This is a genomic window from Streptomyces viridochromogenes DSM 40736 (genome assembly GCF_000158955.1).
GTDB classification, from domain to species: Bacteria; Actinomycetota; Actinomycetes; order Streptomycetales; family Streptomycetaceae; genus Streptomyces; species Streptomyces venetus.
On the sequence record NZ_GG657757.1, the window covers coordinates 836,864 to 858,260 of the forward strand.

The window sequence follows — 21,397 nt, forward strand, 5'->3', positions numbered from 1 at the left end:
ACGCCGCTCAGCGGGCCATCTCCTCCTTGAGGGCCGCCACGAAGGCGTCCACGTCCTCCTCGGTCGTGTCGAAGGCGCACATCCAGCGGACGTCGCCCGCCGCCTCGTCCCAGAAGTAGAAGCGGAACCGCTTCTGGAGGCGCTCGCTCACGTCGTGCGGCAGGCGGGCGAAGACCGCGTTGGCCTGCACGGGGTAGAGGATCTCCACCCCGTGCACGGCCCGCACTCCCTCGGCGAGCCGCTGGGCCATCTCGTTGGCGTGCCGGGCGTTGCGCAACCACAGGTCGCGGGCGAGCAGCGCCTCCAGCTGCACCGACACGAAGCGCATCTTGGAGGCGAGCTGCATGGACAGCTTGCGCAGGTGCTTCATGTGGCTGACGGCGTCCTGGTCGATCACCACGACCGCCTCGCCGAACAGGGCGCCGTTCTTGGTGCCGCCCAGGGAGAGGATGTCGACGCCGGCCGCGTTGGTGAGCGTGCGCATCGGGACGTTCAGGGTGGCGGCGGCGTTGGCCAGCCGGGAGCCGTCGAGGTGCACCTTCATGCCGTGTGCGTGCGCGTGTTCGCACAGGGTGCGTATCTCGTCCGGTGTGTAGAGCGTGCCGAGTTCGGTGGCCTGGGCGAGGGAGACGACCTGGGGCATGGCCCGGTGCTCGTCGTCCCAGCCGTACGCCTGCCGGTCGATCAGCTCGGGCGTGAGCTTGCCGTCGGGGGTGGGCACGGTGAGCAGTTTCAGACCGCCGACCCGCTCGGGCGCGCCGCACTCATCGACGTTGATGTGCGCGCTCTCGGCGCAGATCACCGCGCCCCAGCGGTCGGTGACCGCCTGGAGGGCGACGACGTTGGCGCCGGTGCCGTTGAACACCGGGAACGCCTCGGCCGTGGGGCCGAAGTGGCTGCGGACGAGGCCCTGGAGGTGGTCGGTGTACTCGTCCTCCCCGTACGCGACCTGGTGCCCGCCGTTGGCCAGGGCCAGGGCGGCGAGCACCTCCGGGTGGGCGCCGGCGTAGTTGTCGCTGGCGAAGCCACGGACTTCGGGGTCGTGATGGCGACGGGCGTCGGTCTTCGGCGGGTTCACGGCTTCTCGGTGAGCCACAGACGGTTTCCGTTCACTTCGGCGGCGGACTTCTCCCAGACCCCGGTGATGGCCTCGGCCAGGTCCTTGACGTCGGTGAAGCCCGCGAACTTCGCGTTGGGTCGATCGGCGCGCATGGCGTCGTGCACCAGTGCCTTCACGACCAGGATGGCAGCCGCCGAGGTCGGGCCCTCGGCGCCCCCGGCCTTGCGGAAGGCGTCCGCCAGCGCGAGCGTCCAGGCCTCGGCGGCGGCCTTGGCGGCGGCGTACGAGGCGTTACCGGCGGTCGGCTTCGAGGCGCCGGCGGCGCTGATCAGCACGTACCGGCCGCGGTCGCTGCGCTGGAGTCCCTCGTAGAAGGCCAGCGAGGTGTGCTGCACGGTGCGGATCAGCAGCAGCTCCAGGAAGTCCCAGTCGTCGAGGCTCGTCTTGATGAAGGTCTCGCTGCCGCGCCAGCCGCCGACGAGATGGACCAGGCCGTCGACGCGGCCGAACTCCTTCTCGATATGGGCGGCCCAGTCACGGGTCGACTGGAGGTCGAGCAGATCGACCGGTTCGCCGGTGACGGTCGCCCCGCCCGAGGCGTACCGGGCCGCGTCGACGGCCTCCGCGAGCCGCTCGGGATCGTTGTCGGCGGCGGCGACGGTCGCCCCCGCCTCGGCCAGCCGCAGCAGCGCCGCCCGGCCGGCGGGCCCGCCCGCACCGGCCACCGCGATCACCGCACCGCTGAGAGCTCCGTTCCCCGCCATCTTCTTCGCCTCCTGAGCAGTGGTCCCGGTTGTGCGGAAGACTCCGCCGCTCATGCGGCGATCCGCTCGGCGCCGTCCGCCGTGATGCCCTTGGTCGAGGCGATCACGTTCTTCAGCTTCTTGGACAGTGCCTCATAGAACATGCTCAGCGGAAACTCGTCCGGAAGCACGTCATCGACGAGTTTCCGGGGCGGCTGTGTCACGTCCAGGGCGTCGGGGCCCTTGGCCCACTTGGAGCCGGGGTGCGGGGCGAGGTAGGTCGAGACGAACTCGTAGCCGGCGAACCAGTGGACGAGCTTGGGGCGGTCGATGCCGTCGCGGTACAGCTGCTCGATCTCGCCGCACAGCTGGTTGGTGACCTGCGGCGCGCGCTCCCAGTCGATGGTCAGCTTGTTGTCGGTCCAGCGGACGACGTCGTGCTTGTGCAGGTAGGCGAAGAGCAGCTGGCCGCCGAGGCCGTCGTAGTTGCGCACGCGCTCACCGGTGACCGGGAAGCGGAACATGCGGTCGAAGAGGACCGCGACCTGCACGTCACGGGCCTGCGGGACGCCGTCGGCGGAGAGCTTCACGGCCTCCTTGAAGGCGGTGAGGTCGCAGCGCAGCTCCTCCAGGCCGTACATCCAGAACGGCTGGCGCTGCTTGATCATGAACGGGTCGAAGGGCAGGTCGCCGTGGCTGTGGGTGCGATCGTGGACCATGTCCCACAGCACGAACGCCTCCTCGCAGCGCTTCTGGTCGTGGACCATGGCGGCGACGTCCTCGGGCAGCTCCAGGCCGAGGATGTCGACGGCGGCGTCGGTCACACGGCGGAAGCGCGCGGCCTCGCGGTCGCAGAAGATGCCGCCCCAGCTGAACCGCGCGGGGGCCTCGCGGACGGCGATGGTCTCGGGGAAGAGGACGGCCGAGTTGGTGTCGTAGCCGGCCGTGAAGTCCTCGAACTTGATGCCGCAGAACAGCGGGTTGTCGTAGCGGGTGCGCTCCAGTTCGGCCAGCCACTCGGGCCAGACCATGCGCAGCACGACCGCTTCCAGGTTGCGGTCCGGGTTGCCGTTCTGCGTGTACATCGGGAAGACGACCAGGTGCTGGAGGCCGTCCGCGCGGTGCGCGGCGGGCTGGAAGGCCAGCAGCGAGTCGAGGAAGTCGGGCACCTGGAAGCCGCTGTCGGCCCAGCGTCCGAGGTCCTTGACCAGGGCCTCGTGATAGGCGCGGTCGTGCGGGAGCAGCGGGGAGAGCTCCAGGACCGCGTCGGCGGCCTGGCGGACGGCGAGCTCGGCGTCCGCGGGGGCGGGCGCGTCCTCGGCGTCGAAGTCGATCGACCCGTCCTTGGACTGCCATGGCCTGATCCGCTCCACGGCATCCTTGAGCACGGGCCATGCCGGGTGCTCCACCACCCTGGCCACGGGAGGAACCTGGTCCTCCGAACCCACCTGCACAAGAATTTCCGTCATGTCCCACCTTCCACGGGAGAATCTCGCGTGCCCAGACGGTATACACACGAGGTTCCTCCCAGCAAGGGCAACCTCAGGAAATTATCCTGCCTCACCCTGACCTTCACCGCATTTTTTACTGTCGGTCATGCTTGTGCCCGAATGCGTGGCGACCATGCCCTCACCCTCTGCACAGTGCGGGCGCAGGCGATACGGTCCAGGTGGGCCGCAAGGCCCCCAATGCCGCCTGTCGACGGAAGAGAGTCGCGTCTTGAACTTCCTCACCATCGGTCACCGCGGAGTCATGGGCGTGGAGCCCGAGAACACCCTCCGGTCCTTCGTCGCCGCCCAGGAGGCCGGCCTCGACGCCATCGAACTCGATCTGCACCTGAGCAAGGACGGCGCGCTCGTCGTCATGCACGACACGGAGGTGGACCGCACGACCGACGGCACCGGGCCGATCGCCGAGAAGACCCTCGCGGAGCTGCGGGCCCTGGACGCGGGGCGGGGCGAGCGGGTGCCGGTCTTCGAGGAGGTCCTCGAGGCTGTTCAGGCGCCGCTGCAGGCCGAGATCAAGGACGCGCAGGCGGCGCGGGCCCTGGCCGAGGTCATGAACCGGCGCGGGCTGGCCGACCGGGTGGAGGTCTCCTCGTTCCACGACGAGGCGATCGCCGAGATCAAGCCGCTGGTGCCGGGTGTGCGCACGGCGCTGATCGCCAGTCGCTACGGCACCGACATCGTGGACCGCGCGGTCGCGGTCGGCGCCGAGACCGTCTGCCTGAACATCCGCCGGCTCACCCTGGAGATCGTGGAGCGCGCCCGCAAGGCCGACCTGAGGATCATCGGCTGGGTGGTGAACACGCAGGACCATCTGCGTCTCGTCCGGGCCTTCGGACTGGACGGCGCCACCACCGACCACCCGGACATCAAGCGCACGGGCCGTTTCACGGCCTAGCGGTTAGACGAGCTCCTTGACCAGCAGCTCGAACCTCAGGTCGTCGCGCTGCGGGATCCCGAAGCGGTCGTCGCCGTACGGGAACGGGGTCATCCGTCCCGTGCGGCGGTAGCCGCGCCGCTCGTACCAGGCGATGAGGTCGTCGCGTACGGAGATCACGGTCATGTGCATCTCCGTCACGCCCCACGTCTCGCGGGCCTGCCGCTCCGCCTCCGCGATGATCACCTTGCCGAGACCCGCGCCCTGGAGCCGCGGGCTGACCGCGAACATCCCGAAGTAGGCGTGATCACCCCGGTGCTCGAGCTGGCAGCACGCGACGATCCGCCCCTCCTGCTCCACGGTCACCAGCCTGCTCTCGGGCGACTTGATGACGGCCAGCACGCCCTCCGGGTCGGTCCGCTGCCCCTGGAGGATGTCCGCCTCGGTGGTCCACCCGGCCCGGCTGGCGTCCCCCCGGTACGCCGACTCGATCAGCACGACCAGCTCGTCCACGTCGGCGTCGGCGGCGTCGCGGAAGGTCAGTCCGGTGGCGGCGGTGTCCATGGGCGTATGTCTCCGTTTCCTGGCGCGGCTCGGGCAGGGACGAGAGTAGCGCCACCACTAGTGCCCCGACAGGCAACGTTCGCCCCGTCGCGACGCCCGGTACGCACTCTCGCCGCACCGGCCGAAAGCCCAAGTACGTCCAGTACGAGGACTTCCGGCCGGCACGCCGAGAGCACGCACCGGACGCCGCTCCTTGACGGGCAAACGTTGCCTGCCGCGGCACTAGGCTCCGCTGCATGGTGCATGTACTCAGCAGCCGGATCCTGCTCCGCCCCACCGACCCCGAGCGGTCCCGGGCCTTCTACGGCGACCAGCTCGGCCTCGCCGTCTACCGGGAGTTCGGCACGGGACCGGAGCGCGGCACGGTCTACTTCCTCGGCGGCGGCTTCCTGGAGGTCTCGGGACGGTCCGAGACACCCCCGGCGCCGGCCACGCGGCTGTGGCTCCAGGTCGACGACGTGATGGCGGCGCGGGACGAGCTGAAGGCGAAGGGGGTCGAGATCGTACGGCCCCCGGTGAAGGAGCCGTGGGGCCTGGTCGAGATGTGGATCGCGGATCCGGACGGGACGCCGGTCGTGCTGGTGGAGGTCCCGGCGGACCACCCGATGCGCTACCGGCCGGGCATCTGAGGTCACCCCGGGCGGTGCTCCCAGCCCCGGTCGGTGCGGGTCAGTTCGTGGAAGCCCGCCGCCGTCAGGAGGTCGAGCTCGGCGCCGTCGGCCGCGGACGCGTAGGCGGCGAGCCGGTCGACGCCGCACAGGCGGAGCCAGTCGGCGGCCCGGGCGAGCAGCCAGTGCTCCAGTCCGGTGCCGTACCGGCCGGGGTCGATGTGCAGATTGCCGATGTCGGCCAGGCCCGCGGCGCGGGCGTGGCGTTCCGGCCGGGCCAGGGTCGTGTCGATCTCCACGAAGCCGAGGGCGTGCCCGTCGGCGCGGGCCGTGAAGCGGGTGCCGCACTCCCCGAGCGTGCGCTCGACCGTCACGCCCGGCATGGGCTCCCGCTCCGGAAGGTCCGCCACCCGGGCGATCAGGACGACCTCGGTGTCCCCGACGTGCCGGAAGCCCGCGCGTCGGTAGACGGACCGGATGTGCGGCCAGTTGCGGGGCAGGCCGTAGACGAGGGGGGCGGGCAGCGCGCCGTCGGCGTACCTCACGCGGACGTTCCAGCGGGCGAACCGCGCCAGGCACGCCCGCATCAGCAGGTCGGCGGCCCCGTCGGCGTCCGGGCAGAAGGACGCCGCCGGACGGCACACGAACCAGTCGATCGCGGCGGCGTCCCGGTAGGCCTCGCCGACCTCGGCGCCGGCTCGGTAGCGCAGCAGGTGCGCCGCGGCGACGACGTGATCGCGCTGCTCCGCGACGAGCGTCGTCCGCTCGGCCACCCACGGGTCGGTGATGAACTCGCCGGGCTGCCGCTCCAGGTCGCTGAGGACGGTGTTCACGGACACGGAGACGCCGGGGACGACGGCCGCCACGTGCAGGTTGACCAGGTCGGTGAGCTGGTCGCGGTCGACTCGGCGGAACGGCCGCACCTCGAGAGCGGGCATGGGAAACCTCCGGGCAGGGTGAAGGAGCCGGTGGCCGCCACTCGGTGCGGTACGGGCCGAGCGTACGACGGGGCCCGAGCGGCACACCAGTGGGTTTCCCCGGATGGCAGAGGCAACGGGCCGCGGCTTAGCGTGCTGGGGTAGCTCATGCCCGGGGCTGTCCCTGCGGAAGGAACGCCATGAAGCTCGACGCACCGGTGCCCGGCGGGCCCTGCTGGACCGAGCTGGGGACCACGGACATGGCAGCGGCCCAGCGGTTCTACACGAGGCTGTTCGGCTGGCGGGCCGAGACGGATCCGCGTCAGGAGGAGGGCGGCTACACCGTCGCGCACCTCGAAGACGCGGCCGTCGCCGCCCTCGCACCGCTGTACCAGCCGTCGCAGCCCGTCACGTGGAACGTGTCGTTCGCGGTGACGGACGCGGACGCCACCGTTCGCGCGGTGACCGAGGCGGGCGGGACGGTGCTGTTCGGCCCCGTGGACGTGTTCGACGTGGGCCGTTTCGCGGTGGCCTCGGATCCGACCGGTGCGGTGTTCCAGCTGTGGCAGGCGGGGACGTTCCCGGGCGCGGGGCTGTTCAACGCGCCCGGTTCGCTGGGCTGGGTCGAGCTGTACACCCGGGACCCGGAACAGGCCGTGGCCTTCTACACGCGCGTGTTCGGCTGGACCGTCGGCCCGTCGGAGCGCTACCCCCGGTGGGGCGTCGGGGGCGCGGACTTCGGCGGCATGGTGACGATGGACGACAAGTTCCCGCCCGAGGTGCCGGCGCACTGGCTGCCGTACTTCGCCGTGGCGGACGTGGACGCCACGACCGCCGTCGTCCAGGAGTTCGGCGATGTCCTGATGCTGCCCACGTCCGTGCCCGACGGGCCGCGTGTCGCGGTGCTGCGGGATCCGCAGGGGGCGGTGTTCGGCGTGTACCGGGCGGGCGAGGAGGACTGATCGCCTCCGTGCCCGCGGGGACTGAGGAGTGACGCGGCCCGGCTCAGGTCCGCAGCCCGCCCAGGCGCCCCTCCAGCTGGCCCAGCAACGCCCCCAGCAGGGCGGCGAGTTCGCCCTGGTCGGGGGCGTCCATGCCGGACAGGGCGGCGGCCTCGTAGGCGAGCTGGGCGGGCAGGATGGCGTCGACGAGGTCGCGCCCGGTGTCCGTGAGGCGGAGGTGGGCGACTCGGCGGTCGCGGCTGTCGCCACGGCGTTCGACCAGACCGCGTTCGGTCAGCTGTTTCACCCGCTTGGTGACGGCGGCCCCGGAGGAGAAGGTCTCCCGGGCCAGCTCCCCCGGCGTCAGTTCGTGCCCGGTACGGCGCAGTGCCCCGAGCAGATCGAACTCGGGGCGGCTGAGACCGGCCCTGCGCAGTGGCGCGTCCTCGGCCTGCTGAAGCAGGGCCGCGCATCGGTTGATCCGCCCGATGATCTCCATCGGCCCGGTGTCGAGCCCGGGGTGAACGGCCTGCCACTGCCCGACGACAGCGGCGACGGTGTCACCCCGCCGGACGCCGTCCAGGCCGTTCCCGCCCGTCAGGGGCTCTCCGGCCTGATCGTCACCCGCAGCGAAGGCCCCGCCGTCCCGGTCCTCGCCGACCACGGCCGCGCTTTTGGCCGGGTCCCCGCCGGCCGAAGCCTCCCCGCCGGCCGCCCGGCCGTCCGTCACCGGGTCGCCTTCGGCCGAGGACCGCGAGCCGGGCCCCCGTCCGGTCCCGGCCACCGGATCCAGGCCGGCCCCCGGTGCTCCCCCCGTGGGCGGTGGTCCCTCCGTCGCCGTCATGGCCGTACGTCCTCCGTCTTCTCGGCGCCCGCGCCCCGGTCCGGGAGCAGCCCCTGGCGTCGTACCGTCGCGGCGAGCGTACGGTGTCCGGACTGTTCGGTGAGCACGACCCGCTCCTCGGGCAGGGCGGGCTGCCACCATTCGCCGGCCGCGGCGTCGGCCGTGGCTCGCAGGTCGATCAGGGCGACGGCGAGACCGCGGCGGGCGGTGTCCAGGGCGGCCGCATCGGCGTCCGGCTCGGCCAGGAGACGGGCGGCCCGCTCACGGGCCTGGTCGGCGGTGGTCAGGGCGTGTTCGACCCGGTCGCCCGCGCGGCGGTTGGTGACGGCCACGGCGGCGACGAAGCCGACGACGGCGCCGACCACAGTGTCCACGACCCGCTCCGTCACCAGCTCGCCCGGCTTCTGCTGTCCGGCGAACTCGGTGATGAGCAGGGCCATCGGGGTCACGCAGACACTGCCGAGCCAGTAGTTGCGGCTGATCAGCAGCTCCGCTCCGAAGCTGAAGGCGAGGCAGCACAGCACGAGGGCCGTCCGGCCCAGGTGCGCGAGCGGCACGGCGGCCGCGAAGACGAGCACCCCGACGACGTTGCCCACGACGCGCTGCACGGCACGGCTCCAGGTACAGGGCGATGTTGGCCTGGTAGAGCGAGGCGGCGGTGACCAGGGCCCAGTAGGGGCGTCCGATGCCGAGCGCGAGGGAGGGCGTAGCCGGCGAGCGCGCAGCCGAAGCGCGGTACGCACGGCGAGGGGGGTCAAGGGGCCCAGCCGCCTCCAGAGGGACCTGGCCGCATCCACACCGAGGAGTTCGTCGGCGGCCGCCCGGGGCAGACCGGCCCCGCGGGACGGGCCCGGTGCCGCGCAGGGAGTGTGCCCAGGCGCGAAGCCGGCCGGCGTCGGCCTCCGCCGGCGCGGCGAGCGCGACCTCGGCCCGGACCACGAGCCGTTCCAGGCCGCGCCGGGTCCGGGAGCGGGCGTCGGTGGCGAGCAGCGACTGCCAGGCCGCGTGCACGGCGGCGTAGCCCGCGGCCCGGGCCCGGGCGTGCCCCTCGCCCGCACCGCCCGTGTCGGCGTACGCGGCGGCTGCCTTCAGGGCGTGGGCGGTGGCGCGGCGCTCCGGGCCGTGCGGGCGGACGAGCGCGGGCGCCATGCAGACCAGCCAGGCCCAGGCCCCCGTCGCGGCGGCGAGGGCCAGATGGCCCGGGACCTGGCCGAGGGTCTGCGGCGCGAACAGGGAGGCGGAGCTGACGAACGTCAGGACGACGTTGCCCGGCGGGCCGATCCGGGTGGCGTCGCACAGCACCTTCTGCGCGGCGGCCAGCAGCGCGCCGACGGTGACCAGCACCACGGCGCTGCCGGTGAGCGACGCCGCGACCAGGGCGACGGCGAGGCCGCCGAGCATGCCGAGCACGACCCGCACCAGGGTCCCGGCCCGGGCGGCGTACGGACGGTTGTGGGCGTACAGCGCGCACAGGGACCCGGCCATCGTGTACATCGCGAGGTCGAGCCGGCCGAGCGCCAGCAGGGTGAGGTTGGGCGGGGCGATCGCCGCGACCACGCTCAGCGCGGGCTTGAACCAGATCTCCGAGGGACGGCCGACGCGCAGCACGCCCGCCAGCGGAAGACGCCGGGCGGGCGTGGGGGGCGGGACAGGGGTCGCACTGCTCATAGCTGACAAGGTTAGCAGGTGTTTTACCGGTAAAACACAGTCTCTCATCTGGGGTGCTCCGTCGAATGCTCCCCGTGTACACCCTTGCGCTCGCGTGCGCGCCACATGGCCCGGGCATCGAATGACCGACTGTCGAGCGGGGAGGTGCCCGTGCACGGACCGGCTTCGTCCGGCTGGCTGCTGGTGGCGCTGTGCGCGGCGGCCGGCGCCTACTGCCTGCTGCGGATGCGCAGTGGCGCCGGGGAGCAGCGCAGCGCCGCGGGCGGCGAGGCGCTGATGGGTTTCGGAATGGCCGCGATGGCCGTGCCGGCGGCCGTCTACACCCCGCCTTCGTGGGCCTGGCCCCTCTACGCGGCCGTGTTCGGCGCGGCCGCGGTGCGCGCGCTGTGGGCCGCGCGGGCCGGTGCGCACCACCTGCACCACCTGGTGGGGGCCGCGGCCATGGTCTACATGTCCGTCGTCATGGCCGGCTCCCCCGCGCACCTGCACGGTCGGGGCGGATCGGGGATCCCGCTCCTGACGGGGGCGCTGCTGCTCTACTTCGCCGGATACGTGCTGCTGACCGGGGTCCGGCTGGTGCCGGTGGCCGCCGTGGCCGGGAGCGGGGCCCGGGGCGGGTCCGGCGGCTGGGGCGACCGGCCGGAGCTGGCGCGGGCCTGCCGGCTGTCCATGGGGATCGCGATGGTGGCGATGCTGCTGACGCTGTGATCAGGGGGGGCGGCACGGCATGCGGACTCCGTTGCCTGCGTCACTTGGGCGGCGCAAGTCGTACCCGTGGGCGGTGCCGCACTCATAAGCTGCCCTTCATGATGCTCCCCGCGGCACTGTTGCTGCTCGGCGCCCTGACCGCTGTGGTCGCTCCCCGGCTGCTCGCCCGGGCGGACTGGCCCGATCGTGAGCCGGTGGTGGCGCTGTGGGTGTGGCAGTGCGTGGTGGCGGCCGTGATCGTGTGCTGTGCGCTGTCGATGACGCTCAGCGCGGCGGCGGCCTGGCACGCCGTCGGCGGGCACGTCTTCGCGACGGCGCCCGGCCGGGTCGTCGAGGCCTACGCCCTCGGTACGGCGGGCCCCTGGGCGGCGACCACCGCGGTCGCGCTGGCCTGCGGCGGGCTGTGGAGCGTGGCGATGCTGGTCCGCGAGGTCGGGCTGACCCGCGCCCGGCGCCGCCGCCGGCGGGCGGACCTGCTGGTCCGGGCCCCGCTGCTGCCGGGCGAGGTGGCCGTGTCCGGTCGGCTCGTCGTGCTGGAGAGCGAGCGTCCCGACGCGTGGTGGCTGCCCGGCACTCCGCCCCAACTGGTCGTCACCACGGCCGCGTTGGGCCGCCTGAAGGGCCGGAAGCTGGACGCCGTGCTGGCCCACGAGCAGGGACACGCACGGGCCCGCCACGACTGGCTGCTGAACTGTTCCTCCGCCCTGGCGGGCGGCTTTCCGCAGGTGCCGGTGTTCGCCGCGTTTCCGCGACGAGATGCACCGCCTGGTCGAACTCGCCGCCGACGACACGGCGTCCCGCCGCTTCGGCCGTCTGACCACCGCCCTGGCCCTGGTCGAACTCAACGAGCACCGCGGCGCGTTCGGCCCCTGCCCGACACCGCAGGCCCATGTACCGGCCCGGGTGCACCGGTTGCTGACTCCCCCGGACCGGCTGCCCGCCGCACGGCGTCTGCGGCTGACGGCTGCGGCCGCGCTGGTGCCCGTGGTGCCGGTGCTGGTGGCCTTCGTGCCGGGACTGCGCGCGTTGGGTTGACCAGGCCCGGATCGCGGGTACCCGGTGGTCCACGTCCGGAGCGGGGGCGTGGCCGAAGCCGCAGGCGCGGCGTGGCCGAAGGCCGCCCTTCCGGGCCGGAAGATCGTCACCGTACTGGATCCGGACCCCCCGGTTCGGCGAGGATCGCATCATGCACACCCAGTCCGTCGAGTCCCCGCCCCGCCCCCAGCACCGCACCGCCGCCGGTTCGGCCGGTGTCCTGGCCCTGTGCTCGGTTCTGCTGCTGAGCCTCGTGGCGGTCAGATGGAGCCCGCTGATGAGCGCGGACGGAGACATCGCCGCCACCACCCACGACTGGGCGGTCGAGGAGCCCGCCCTCACCCGGACGTGCCGCATCCTGACCGACTGGGTGTGGGACCCGTGGACGATGCGTCTGCTGACGGCGGTCGTCGTGGTGTGGCTGGTGGTGCGGCTCGCGGCCCGCTGGACGGCGGTGTGGCTGGCGCTGGCCGTCACGCTGGGCACGCTGCTGCAGCAGGGCATCAAGGCGCTGGTGGACCGCCCCCGCCCGGTGTGGCCCGACCCCGTCGACTCGGCCCACTACTCGGCCTACCCGTCGGGGCACGCCATGACCGCCACCGTCGTGTGCGGCCTGCTGCTGTGGCTGCTGCACCGTCACGGCGTCGGCCGTGCGGTGTGGCGCACGGCCCTGGCCGTGGCCGTCGTCTCCGTGGTCGGCGTCGGGCTGACCCGCATCTGGCTGGGAGTCCACTGGCCGTCGGACGTGGTGGGCGGCTGGCTGCTGGGCGCGCTGGTGGTGGCCCTGGCCGTGTGGACGTACGAGCGCCGGCTGCCGCGGACCTCGCCGGGCGCGGCGGCCTCATAGGATCGCCCCCATGACGGCTGTGCTGTTCGACTTCTCGGGAACCCTCTTCCGTGTCGAGTCCACCGACTCCTGGCTGCGCGGCACCCTCACGGACGCCGGACTCCGGCTCGCCGAGGCGGAGTTCACCGCGGCGGCGCGGGCGCTGGAGGCGGTCGGGGCGCTGCCGGGCGGTGGTGATCCGGCGCGCGTGCCGGAGGAACTCGCCGAGGCCTGGGTGATCCGCGACCGGAGTGCCGCACTGCACCGGGCGGCCTACACCGGTCTGTCCCGCCAAGTGACGCTGCCCGACCCGGCGTTGCACGAAGCGCTCTACGACCGCCACATGAGCCCCGCGGCGTGGGCCCCCTATCCGGACGCCGTGGAGGTGCTCCGCACCCTGCGGAAGCGGGGCATCCCCGTCGCGGTGGTCAGCAACATCGGCTGGGACCTGCGCCCGGTCTTCCGCGAGCACGGCCTGGATCCCTACGTCGACGCGTACGTCCTGTCGTACGAGCACGGCATCCAGAAGCCCGATCCGCGGTTGTTCGCCACCGCCTGCGAGGCGCTCGGCGCCGATCCGCGCCGGACGCTCATGGTCGGCGACGACCGCAGGGCCGACGGCGGCGCCACCGCTCTGGGATGCGGGGTGCACTTCGTGGACCACCTGCCCGTGACCGACCGGCCGGATGGGCTGCTTCCGGTTCTGGAACTGGTGGGCTGAGGGCCAACAAGTAGCCCGAGGCCACCACCTGGTCGTCTGCTCGCCCGCCTCGGACGATCCCCCGCGTCGCCCGAGGCAGACGGCATCACCGCCCTGGACCGCACGGTCCCGGCCGGACGTATCCGAGTATAGTTGGCTGGCAGCCAGTCAACGCAGGAGTTACAGCATGTCCCCGCGCAGCGCCTCGGTCAACGAAGAGTTGCGGAGACGTTCGAAGGAGCGGCTTCTGCAGGCGGCGGTCGAGCTGGTCGGCGAGCACGGGTTCGAGGCCACGACCCTCGGCGACATCGCGGACCGGGCGGGCTCGGCGCGTGGTCTGGTCTCGTACTACTTCCCGGGCAAGCGCCAGCTGGTGCAGTCCGCCGTGCACCGGCTGATGCACCGCACGCTGGAGGAGGCGCTGGAGCGCGAGCCGCGCACCGAGGACGGCCGGGAGCGGATGGCCCGGGCCATCGACGCGATCCTGGGCCTGGCCAGGGACCGGCCGGTGCTGATGCGCCAGCACATGGCCGGGCTGCTGCAGGCCGAGGGTTTCATGCCCTGCCCGGAACAGCGCCGACTGGCCGAACTGCTGCGGGACACCGTCGCCCGGCGCGGTTCGCGGGACGTCGACAGCGACTACCCGATGCTGCGCGCCCTGCTGATGGGCGCGGTGTACGCGGTCCTGGTGCCGGGGGTGCCGATGCCGGTGCCCGTACTGCGGGCCGAGCTGTTCAAGCGCTACCGGCTCGACTGGGAGATGGGCGTCCCGCCGGAGGCGACGGTGCCCGGCGGGACGGGCGACGCGGATCTGTCCCGGTTCTTCGCGACGGGCAGCGCACAGGGACGCGAACCGGAGGTCCAGGCCTAGCGGTCGGGGGGCCTGCCCCTCACGGCAGCCGGCTCAGCGCCGGGCGCGGCGTGGGGACAGCAGGCCCGCGTCCCGGGCCTGGCCGATCAGCCGGAGCGACGTGCGGCGGCTGTGCCCGGTCGCGCACATCACGGCGAGGACCGGGTCGGCGCCGTTTTGCTGGGCCGCGCGGTACTCCTGCGCCACCAGCCACCGCCCCTCAGCGCCGCGCGGCCAGTCCTGCCGCGCGCGACGCCCCTGACCACCACGGCTACCGACCGTGTCGGCGGCGGCGCCGCAAGCCTCGGCCAGCGGCGCCTCGATCCAGTCGGCCAGCACCGCCAAATCGTCGAGGGACAGCGCGGGTTCGGCGCGTACCTCCTCGACGCCGACCCCTCCCCCGGTCACGACGGCCAGCGCGTCGACACAGGCGCCGTCCGCGAAGGCCAGCCGGACGTCGAACCACCGCGTGGCGTCCTGGTTCTCCCGCACTTCCCAGGCGGGCCGCACGGACACCGCTCCGTCCGCCGGAGAGCGATCAGAAAGATTAAGAAAGGATGCTTCCAGCACACACGAAACGTAACCGAATGATCACCTTCCCTACAGATCGGACACGCGCCCCGAGCGGAGCACAGCACCCTGTCAGCGGAGCCCCACCGGTGCGATGCTGGAGGCGTCAGCGCCCTCCTGAGATCCGCCGGGATCCCTCGGGTAAGGAGTTGTGCCGTGCTGCGAGTCGCCGTCGTAGGCTCCGGGCCGAGCGGGTGCTACACCGCCCAGAGCCTCGTCCAGCTGGACTCCCAGGTGCGCGTGGACGTCCTGGACCGGCTGCCGTGCCCGTACGGTCTGGTCCGCTACGGCGTGGCTCCGGACCACGAGAAGATCAAGTCCCTGCAGAACAATCTGCGCGCGATCCTGGAGCACGACCGGATCCGGTTCCTCGGGGGCGTCCAGGCCGGCCCCGGCGGGGTGCCGGTCGCCCGGCTGCGGGAGATCTACCACGCGGTGGTGTACTGCGTGGGTGCCGCCACGGACCGGCGCCTGGGCATCCCCGGGGAGGACCTGCCCGGAAGCTGGTCGGCGACCCAGTTCGTCGCCTGGTACAGCGCCCACCCGGACGCCGTGGACGACAGGTTCCTGCGGGACGCCCGGTCGGCCGTGGTGATCGGCGTGGGGAACGTCGCCGTGGACGTCACCCGGATGCTGGCGCGCGGCCTCGCCGAGCTGAGCCCGACCGACATGCCGCAGGCGGCCCTGACCGCGCTGGCGGCGAGCCGGGTGACCGAGATCCACATGGTGGGCCGGCGCGGACCCTCGCAGGCCCGCTTCACCACGAAGGAACTGCGCGAGCTGGGCACCCTCCCAAAGACGGACGTCACCGTCGATCCGGCTGAGGTGGCACCGGACCCCGGGTACACCGACCCGTCCGCGCTGCCGGCCCCGCAGCGCCGGAACGTGGAAGCGCTGCGCGGCTGGGCCGGGGCACCGCCGGGAGGCGCCCCGCGCCGTATCAGGCTGCGCTTCTTCCTCCGTCCGGTCGCTCTGCTCGCCGACGGGGACCATGTGGGCGCGGTCCGCTTCGAACGGACCGCACCGGACGGGCGGGGCGGCGTGACGGGCACGGGCCGCTACGAGGACATCGAGGCGCAGTTGGTGCTGCGCTCGGTGGGCTACCGCGGAGTGCCGCTGGAGGGTCTGCCGTTCGACACCACCACCGGCACGGTGCCGAACCTGGCCGGGCGTGTCCTGCGCGAGGGAATCGTCACCCCTGGCCAGTACGTGGCCGGCTGGATCAAGCGCGGGCCGACGGGAGTCATCGGCACGAACCGCCCCTGCGCGAAGGAGACGGCGACGTCCGTCCTGGAGGACGCTCCGTCACTCGCCCTCAAGGACGTCCCTCAGGATTCCCTCACGGCCTTGCGCGCGGCGGGCACCGACCCCGTCGAGTGGCTGGGCTGGCAGTCGATCGAGCGGGCGGAGGCGGAACTGGGCGCATCGCTCGGCAGAGGTGTGGTGAAGCTCGCCGACTGGCAGTCCCTGCTGAACGCCGCGCACCACAACGTCCTTCAGTAGGTTCGCGGGCTCCGCGCCGCCATGAGGTTCGTCCGCGCCGCGAAGTACCGACACGTCAGCGCGCGGTGAGCCCGCCGTCGACGACGAACTCGGCCCCGGTGACGAACGAGCGCCCAGTCCCACTTGACGTGACATCAGAGGTGCGGCATCGGCTGACCGCCTGTGGCAGGGGCCGCGGTCAACGAGCAAGGGGCATGCGGCATGCGGCCCTGCTCACGCCACGAACCCTCACCCACCACCGGCTGCCTGCCGCCCCGCCGCATCGAGCAGAGCATCCAGCAACCCGGGGAAGAGTCCGTCCAGATCGTCCCGCCGCAGCCCGTTCATCTTGGCCGTCCCCCGGTAGACCTGCCGGATCACCCCGCTCTCCCGCAGTACCCGGAAATGGTGCGTCGTGGTCGACTTGGTGACCGGCAGCTCGAAGTCCGAACAGGACAACTCCCCGCTCACGGCGGCAAGCTCCCGCACGATCCGCAACCGCATCGGGTCGGAGAGCGCGTGCAGCACACCCTCCAGCCGGATCTCGTCACACCCGGGATGCGGGAGGTCACGGCTGCTGACGGCGGGCGAGGTCACGGCAACTCCACTCCTTCGAGGAACCCCGTCTCTTCACGGGACCCCGATATTCCTTCCGGGGACCCCATAGTACGAGAACCCTCGTAGTTTGACATCCACCGTACTACGATGCCTATCGTACGAGCTGCCAGCTTCCCCGTGACGAACGGAGTCCGCCGTGACCGCGCTCTTCGAGCCCTGGACCCTGCGCGATGTGACGATCCCCAACCGCGTGTGGATGCCCCCGATGTGCCAGTACTCGGCGGCACCCAAGGGCCCGGAGACCGGCGCCCCCGCCGACTGGCACTTCGCGCACTACGCCGCCCGCGCGGCCGGCGGCACGGGCCTGATCATCGTGGAGGCCACCGCGGTGTCGCCGGAGGGCCGCATCTCGCCGTACGACCTCGGCATCTGGAACGACACGCAGGTCGAGGCCTTCCGCCGGATCACCCGCTTCCTCGCCTCGCAGGGCACGGTGCCGGCGATCCAGCTGGCCCACGCCGGCCGCAAGGCGTCGACGGACCGCCCCTGGAAGGGCGGCGCCCCGATCGGCCCGGACGCGCACGGCTGGGACTCCGTGGCGCCGAGCCCGATCGCGTTCGACGACCGTCACCCGGCCCCGGCCGAGCTGACCACCGACCAGATCAGGGACGTGGTGGGGCAGTTCGCCGCCGCGGCCCGCCGCGCGCTCGCCGCCGGTTTCGAGATCGCCGAGATCCACGGTGCCCACGGCTACCTGATCAACGAGTTCCTCTCCCCGCACTCCAACCACCGCACCGACGCCTACGGCGGCTCCTACGAGAACCGCACCCGCTTCGCGCTCGAGGTCGTCGACGCCGTGCGTCAGGTGTGGCCGCAGGACAAGCCGCTGTTCTTCCGCATCTCGGCGACCGACTGGCTGGAGGAGGACGGCTGGAGCGCGGACGACACCGTCCGCTTCGCCGCCGACCTGAAGGCCCACGGTGTCGACCTGCTGGACGTCTCGACCGGTGGCAACGCCTCCGGCGTCCGCATCCCGACCGGCCCCGGCTACCAGGTGCCTTTCGCCGCCCGGGTGAAGCGGGAGACGACGCTGCCGGTCGCCGCGGTGGGGCTGATCACCGAGGTCGAGCAGGCCGAGAAGATCCTGGCCAACGGCGAGGCGGACGCGGTCCTGCTGGGCCGCGAGCTGCTGCGCAACCCCTCGTGGGCCCGGCTCGCGGCGCGCGAGCTCGGCGGTGAGGTACGGGTGCCGGACCAGTACCACCGGTCGGTCTGAGCCGGCACCCGGGAGTACGTCAACCGGCCGCGCACGCCGTCCCGTTGAGGGTGAACGCGGCGGGAGCGGCGCTGTTGCCGCCGTGACTGGCCTGGTAGCCGATGCTCACGCTCGCACCGGGCGCGATGGTGCCGTTGTACGAGACGTTGGTCGCGATGACCGCCCCGGACGACGGCGCATAGGTGGCACCCCAGCCGCCCGTGACCGTCTGCCCCGAGGGCAGGGTGAAGCCGAGCTTCCAGCCGTCGACCGTCGTCGTGCCGGTGTTGGTGATGGTGACGGAGGCGGTCAGGCCGGTGCTCCAGGCGTTCACCCCGGCCGTCACCTTGCAGGCGCCGGGCTGCGGCTGGGGAGCCGGGCCCGACTTGTCGAGGCCGAAGAAGGTGAGCACGCGGGAGGCCATGCCCTGGGCGTACAGGTTGTGGCCGACGCCCTGGAGGCTGATGGCCTCCACGGGGGCCTGGTCACCCGTGCCGCCGTAGCGGGTGCGGGTCCAGCCCGACTGGGGGGTGTCGGTCGCGGCCGGGGTCTGGCTCACCCCCTGGACGTTCGTCCACTGCTTGATCTGCTCCCCGAAGTTGGGATAGCGCAGGACGTCGTCCTGGGTGCCGTGCCAGGTCTGCATCCGCGGGCGGGGGCCGCTGTAGCCGGGATACGCGTTCCTGACCAGGTCGCCCCACTGCTGCGGGGTGTGGGTGACTGTGCCGCCCGAGCAGGCGCTGTTCCACTCGGAGCCGTCGGTGGTGGCGAAGCAGGCGAACGGCACGCCGGAGAAGGCGGCTCCCGCCGCGAACACGTCCGGGTAGTCGCCGAGCAGGACGTTCGTCATCATCGCGCCGGAGGAGATGCCCGTGGCGAACACCCGGTCGGTGTCCGCGTCGTAGGTGCGCGTCACCCAGTCGATCATCGACTTGATGCCGACGGGATCGCTGCCGCCGCCGCGTCGCAACGCCTGGGGCGAGGAGACGTCGAAGCACTTGCTGCTGCGGGTGACGGACGGGTAGAGCACGATGAACCCGTACCGGTCGGCCAGCGTGTCGTACTCGGTGCCGTTGTACATGTCCGGGCCCGAGCCGGTGCACCAGTGCACGGCGACCACGACCGCCGGGTTCGGGGTGACGCTCTGCGGCACGTACAGGTACATCCGCAGATTGCTGGGGTTCGTGCCAAAGTTCGTGACCTCGGTGAGGGCCGCGGCGGGTACGGCCCTCTCCCGGGCGGCGGCCACGGGCGCGGTGAGCACGGTGGCCGCCAGTAACGGCAGCAGGGCGGCGACGAGCGCGAGGAGCATCGACCGCAGTGGTCTCCTCGCCGTGGGGTGGGCAGTGGCAGACACGCCTGTGTCCCTTCCGTCGTGGGGAGCGGCTCTCGGGGCGTGGTGCGGCGTCCAGCAGATGGAAAGCATCGTGACATGGGCATGGCCTTCATGGAAGCGCTCCCACACCTTCCCCGCCGTGACCAGGGCTGTCCGAATGTGTACTGCGCGAGGCGTTGACTAGAAAGCGCTTGCCCCTTACGTTCCGTTCATCAGTGTGACCCGGAAGCGCAGATGGGTCGCACATAGCATGCGCGGTGAACAACATGGCGAACGTCATTCAAGTACATGACCACCTGGCTCCATGAAGGCACCACGAAGGGACGCACCCCACATGCGTACTCCCCCACGCACTCGCGTACAGAGATCCACTCTGGTCGTCGCCGCCGCATCCGCCCTGGCGACGATGGCGGTCCTGGCCGTTCCCCAGCCGGCCGGGGCCGCCGACAGTTCACCCGTCGGATTCGGCGCGGGCACGACGGGCGGCGGCAACGCCACGGCGGTCACCGTCTCCACCCTGAGCGCCTTCAAGTCGGCCGTGACCGGCAACTCGGCCAAGGTCGTCCGGGTCAGCGGCCTGATCTCGCTGAGCGGACAGGTCGACGTCGGCTCCAACACGACCGTCCTGGGCGTGGGTTCGTCGTCCGGTTTCACCGGCGGCGGGCTGCGGCTGAAGAAGGTGTCGAACGTCGTCGTGCGCAACCTGAACATCAGCAAGCCGGTCGCGCCCGCCGACGGCATCACCGTCGAGGCGTCCACCAAGGTCTGGATCGACCACAACTCCTTCTCGGCCGACCGCGATCACGACAAGGACTTCTACGACGGCCTGCTGGACGTCAACCACGGCGCGGACAACGTCACGGTGTCCTGGAACACCTTCAAGAACCACTTCAAGGGCTCGCTCGTCGGCCACAGCGACAACAACGCGAGCCAGGACACGGGCCACCTGAAGGTGACGTACCACCACAACCACTTCGCCGACGTGTACTCACGCATCCCCAGCCTGCGCTTCGGCACGGGGCACTTCTACAACAACTACGTCGAGGGCGCCGAGACCGCCTGCCACTCGCGCATGGGCGCCCAGATGCTGGTCGAGAACAACGTCTTCCGCTCGACGAAGGTCGCGGTCACCACGAACCGCAGCAGCGACGTCGACGGATACGCCAACGTGCGTGGGAACGACCTCGGGGGAGCCGCGACCGAGGTCTCGCGGGTCGGCACCTTCACCAGCCCGCCCTACGGCTACTCGGCGGAGCCGGCCTCGTCCGTCGTCGCCTCGGTGACGTCGGGCGCGGGCGCCGGAAGGCTCTGACACCCCCGCCCGCCGGGACACCCCGCATCCGCTCAGTGACACATCCACTCAGTGACACATCCCGCTCAGACGACACGTCCGCTCAGACCACAGAAGGAATCGGGACATGACTTCTGCGACACGTCCGCGCGCCCGCAGGCGCGCGCTGGCCGGCGCACTGGCCACGCTCGGCCTGTCGGTTGGCATGATCATGACGACCAACGCGCCCGCCGCGAGCGCCGCCACGTGGCCGACCCCCAACGGCAGCCAGGGGACCTCCTCCACCATCTCCGTGTCCGGCACCAAGGACTACGGGATGAAGCGGTTCTACGGCACCGGAGACCTGGCCGGTGACGGCCAGGAGGAAGGCCAGGACCCGATCTTCAAGCTCGCGGACGGCGCGGTGCTGAAGAACGTCATCCTCGGTGCCCCCGCGGCCGACGGCATCCACTGCGAGGGCAGCTGCACGCTGCAGAACGTCTGGTGGGAGGACGTCGGCGAGGACGCCGCCACCTTCCGCGGCGGCAACGGCGCCACCTACCAGGTGATCGGCGGCGGCGCGAAGAAGGCGGCGGACAAGGTCTTCCAGCACAACGGCGGCGGGACCCTGACCATCTCCAACTTCGCGGTGCAGGAGTTCAAGACGCTCTACCGCTCCTGCGGCGACTGCTCCACGCAGTACACCCGCAAGGTCAACCTCAACTCCATCGACGTGACCGGCACGGGCTCCACCGCGCGGATCGTCGGCATCAACGTCAACCGCGACGACGTGGCGACGCTGCGGGGCATCACGATCCGCAACGACTCCGGCCGCAAGGTCGTGCCCTGCCAGAAGTACAACAACAACACCGCCGTCGGATCCGGGCCCGACAGCAAGAACTGCCTCTACTCCACCTCGGACATCACCTACCGGTAGCCCCCTCAGGGCGTTCCCCCCACGGTGAAGACGGCCGTGCGAAGCGTCCCTGCGGGCGTTTCGCACGGCCGTCGGCGTCATGCGGGGCGTGCGCCCATGTCCCGGGCCCCCGTGCCCACGTCCCGGGTCAGCTCCCCCTGATA

The 21,397-nt window shown here is 71.9% G+C and carries 20 protein-coding genes and 2 pseudogenes; 12 read left to right on the forward strand and 10 right to left on the reverse strand.

Annotation, left to right across the window (positions count from 1 at the left end; translation table 11 throughout):
- Positions 1–7: 7 nt before the first annotated feature.
- The 3 genes from SSQG_RS03815 to SSQG_RS03825 are packed head-to-tail and all read right to left on the reverse strand — an operon-like array spanning position 8 to position 3,272.
- Positions 8–1,078 (reverse strand): threonine aldolase family protein, encoded by a 1,071-nt coding sequence (locus SSQG_RS03815; RefSeq protein ID WP_003988383.1) that lies wholly within the window; start codon positions 1,076–1,078, stop codon positions 8–10.
- Positions 1,075–1,824, reverse strand: coding sequence for an SDR family NAD(P)-dependent oxidoreductase (locus SSQG_RS03820; protein ID WP_039931893.1), 750 nt, complete (start codon positions 1,822–1,824; stop codon positions 1,075–1,077). The genes SSQG_RS03815 and SSQG_RS03820 overlap by 4 nt, the downstream gene beginning before the upstream one ends.
- Before the next feature lie 50 nt (positions 1,825–1,874).
- On the reverse strand, positions 1,875–3,272 hold the full coding sequence (locus SSQG_RS03825; protein WP_003988385.1) for a DUF6421 family protein: 1,398 nt from the start codon (positions 3,270–3,272) through the stop codon (positions 1,875–1,877).
- A gap of 250 nt (positions 3,273–3,522) precedes the next feature.
- Between SSQG_RS03825 and SSQG_RS03830 the strand changes: the two genes are divergently transcribed.
- Positions 3,523–4,206 carry a glycerophosphodiester phosphodiesterase gene (locus tag SSQG_RS03830; RefSeq protein ID WP_003988386.1) on the forward strand — a complete coding sequence of 228 codons (684 nt, stop codon included), beginning with the start codon at positions 3,523–3,525 and terminating at the stop codon, positions 4,204–4,206.
- A 3-nt stretch (positions 4,207–4,209) separates the two neighbouring features.
- On the opposite strand, the gene SSQG_RS03835 is transcribed toward SSQG_RS03830, so the two are convergent.
- Entirely contained in the window at positions 4,210–4,749 is a 540-nt protein-coding gene (locus SSQG_RS03835; RefSeq protein ID WP_003988387.1) for a GNAT family N-acetyltransferase, read from the reverse strand.
- A 236-nt stretch (positions 4,750–4,985) separates the two neighbouring features.
- On the opposite strand from SSQG_RS03835, the gene SSQG_RS03840 reads away from it, so the two are divergent.
- The gene (locus SSQG_RS03840) at positions 4,986–5,378 is read left to right on the forward strand and encodes a VOC family protein (protein WP_003988388.1); all 393 of its coding nucleotides are present in this window, start codon (positions 4,986–4,988) and stop codon (positions 5,376–5,378) included.
- Between the two features lie 2 nt (positions 5,379–5,380).
- Here the strand turns inward: SSQG_RS03840 and SSQG_RS03845 are convergent, their stop codons facing one another.
- The gene (locus SSQG_RS03845) at positions 5,381–6,295 is read right to left on the reverse strand and encodes a hypothetical protein (protein WP_003988389.1); all 915 of its coding nucleotides are present in this window, start codon (positions 6,293–6,295) and stop codon (positions 5,381–5,383) included.
- Positions 6,296–6,474: 179 nt separating this feature from the next.
- Here SSQG_RS03845 and SSQG_RS03850 point away from each other — a divergent pair, with 179 nt between their 5' ends.
- Entirely contained in the window at positions 6,475–7,236 is a 762-nt protein-coding gene (locus SSQG_RS03850; RefSeq protein ID WP_003988390.1) for a VOC family protein, read from the forward strand.
- Positions 7,237–7,279: 43 nt separating this feature from the next.
- Here SSQG_RS03850 and SSQG_RS03855 read toward each other — a convergent pair whose 3' ends face one another.
- Entirely contained in the window at positions 7,280–7,816 is a 537-nt protein-coding gene (locus tag SSQG_RS03855) for a MarR family winged helix-turn-helix transcriptional regulator (protein ID WP_052310434.1), read from the reverse strand.
- Positions 7,817–8,055: 239 nt separating this feature from the next.
- A pseudogene (locus SSQG_RS03860) lies at positions 8,056–9,727 on the reverse strand (FUSC family protein).
- Between the two features lie 150 nt (positions 9,728–9,877).
- On the opposite strand from SSQG_RS03860, the gene SSQG_RS03865 reads away from it, so the two are divergent.
- The 5 genes and pseudogenes from SSQG_RS03865 (at position 9,878) to SSQG_RS03885 (ending at position 13,867) form a co-directional block, all read left to right on the forward strand.
- Complete coding sequence (locus SSQG_RS03865) at positions 9,878–10,435, forward strand: DUF5134 domain-containing protein (protein WP_039931895.1); 558 nt, start codon at positions 9,878–9,880, stop codon at positions 10,433–10,435.
- 98 nt (positions 10,436–10,533) lie between these two features.
- Positions 10,534–11,470 (forward strand): annotated as a pseudogene (locus SSQG_RS03870) (M56 family metallopeptidase).
- A gap of 151 nt (positions 11,471–11,621) precedes the next feature.
- On the forward strand, positions 11,622–12,317 hold the full coding sequence (locus SSQG_RS03875) for a phosphatase PAP2 family protein (RefSeq protein WP_003988395.1): 696 nt from the start codon (positions 11,622–11,624) through the stop codon (positions 12,315–12,317).
- A 10-nt stretch (positions 12,318–12,327) separates the two neighbouring features.
- Positions 12,328–13,017, forward strand: a complete 690-nt coding sequence (locus SSQG_RS03880; protein WP_003988396.1) for an HAD family hydrolase — start codon at positions 12,328–12,330, stop codon at positions 13,015–13,017.
- 166 nt (positions 13,018–13,183) lie between these two features.
- Positions 13,184–13,867 carry a TetR/AcrR family transcriptional regulator gene (locus SSQG_RS03885; RefSeq protein WP_003988397.1) on the forward strand — a complete coding sequence of 228 codons (684 nt, stop codon included), beginning with the start codon at positions 13,184–13,186 and terminating at the stop codon, positions 13,865–13,867.
- A 33-nt stretch (positions 13,868–13,900) separates the two neighbouring features.
- Here the strand turns inward: SSQG_RS03885 and SSQG_RS03890 are convergent, their stop codons facing one another.
- Positions 13,901–14,362 carry a DUF6214 family protein gene (locus SSQG_RS03890; RefSeq protein ID WP_039931897.1) on the reverse strand — a complete coding sequence of 154 codons (462 nt, stop codon included), beginning with the start codon at positions 14,360–14,362 and terminating at the stop codon, positions 13,901–13,903.
- 210 nt (positions 14,363–14,572) lie between these two features.
- Between SSQG_RS03890 and SSQG_RS03895 the strand changes: the two genes are divergently transcribed.
- A complete protein-coding gene (locus tag SSQG_RS03895; RefSeq protein ID WP_003988399.1) occupies positions 14,573–15,919 on the forward strand; it encodes an FAD-dependent oxidoreductase in 1,347 nt (448 codons plus the stop codon).
- A 228-nt stretch (positions 15,920–16,147) separates the two neighbouring features.
- Here the strand turns inward: SSQG_RS03895 and SSQG_RS03900 are convergent, their stop codons facing one another.
- Positions 16,148–16,495 carry an ArsR/SmtB family transcription factor gene (locus SSQG_RS03900; RefSeq protein ID WP_003988400.1) on the reverse strand — a complete coding sequence of 116 codons (348 nt, stop codon included), beginning with the start codon at positions 16,493–16,495 and terminating at the stop codon, positions 16,148–16,150.
- A gap of 157 nt (positions 16,496–16,652) precedes the next feature.
- On the opposite strand from SSQG_RS03900, the gene SSQG_RS03905 reads away from it, so the two are divergent.
- A complete protein-coding gene (locus SSQG_RS03905; RefSeq protein WP_003988401.1) occupies positions 16,653–17,732 on the forward strand; it encodes an NADH:flavin oxidoreductase/NADH oxidase in 1,080 nt (359 codons plus the stop codon).
- A gap of 19 nt (positions 17,733–17,751) precedes the next feature.
- On the opposite strand, the gene SSQG_RS03910 is transcribed toward SSQG_RS03905, so the two are convergent.
- Positions 17,752–19,023 carry an extracellular catalytic domain type 1 short-chain-length polyhydroxyalkanoate depolymerase gene (locus SSQG_RS03910; RefSeq protein WP_039931898.1) on the reverse strand — a complete coding sequence of 424 codons (1,272 nt, stop codon included), beginning with the start codon at positions 19,021–19,023 and terminating at the stop codon, positions 17,752–17,754.
- Between the two features lie 358 nt (positions 19,024–19,381).
- Between SSQG_RS03910 and SSQG_RS03915 the strand changes: the two genes are divergently transcribed.
- Both SSQG_RS03915 and SSQG_RS03920 read left to right on the forward strand, forming a co-directional pair.
- On the forward strand, positions 19,382–20,359 hold the full coding sequence (locus SSQG_RS03915; RefSeq protein WP_003988403.1) for a pectate lyase family protein: 978 nt from the start codon (positions 19,382–19,384) through the stop codon (positions 20,357–20,359).
- A 106-nt stretch (positions 20,360–20,465) separates the two neighbouring features.
- Positions 20,466–21,254 carry a pectate lyase gene (locus tag SSQG_RS03920; RefSeq protein ID WP_003988404.1) on the forward strand — a complete coding sequence of 263 codons (789 nt, stop codon included), beginning with the start codon at positions 20,466–20,468 and terminating at the stop codon, positions 21,252–21,254.
- The last annotated feature ends 143 nt before the right edge of the window (positions 21,255–21,397 follow it).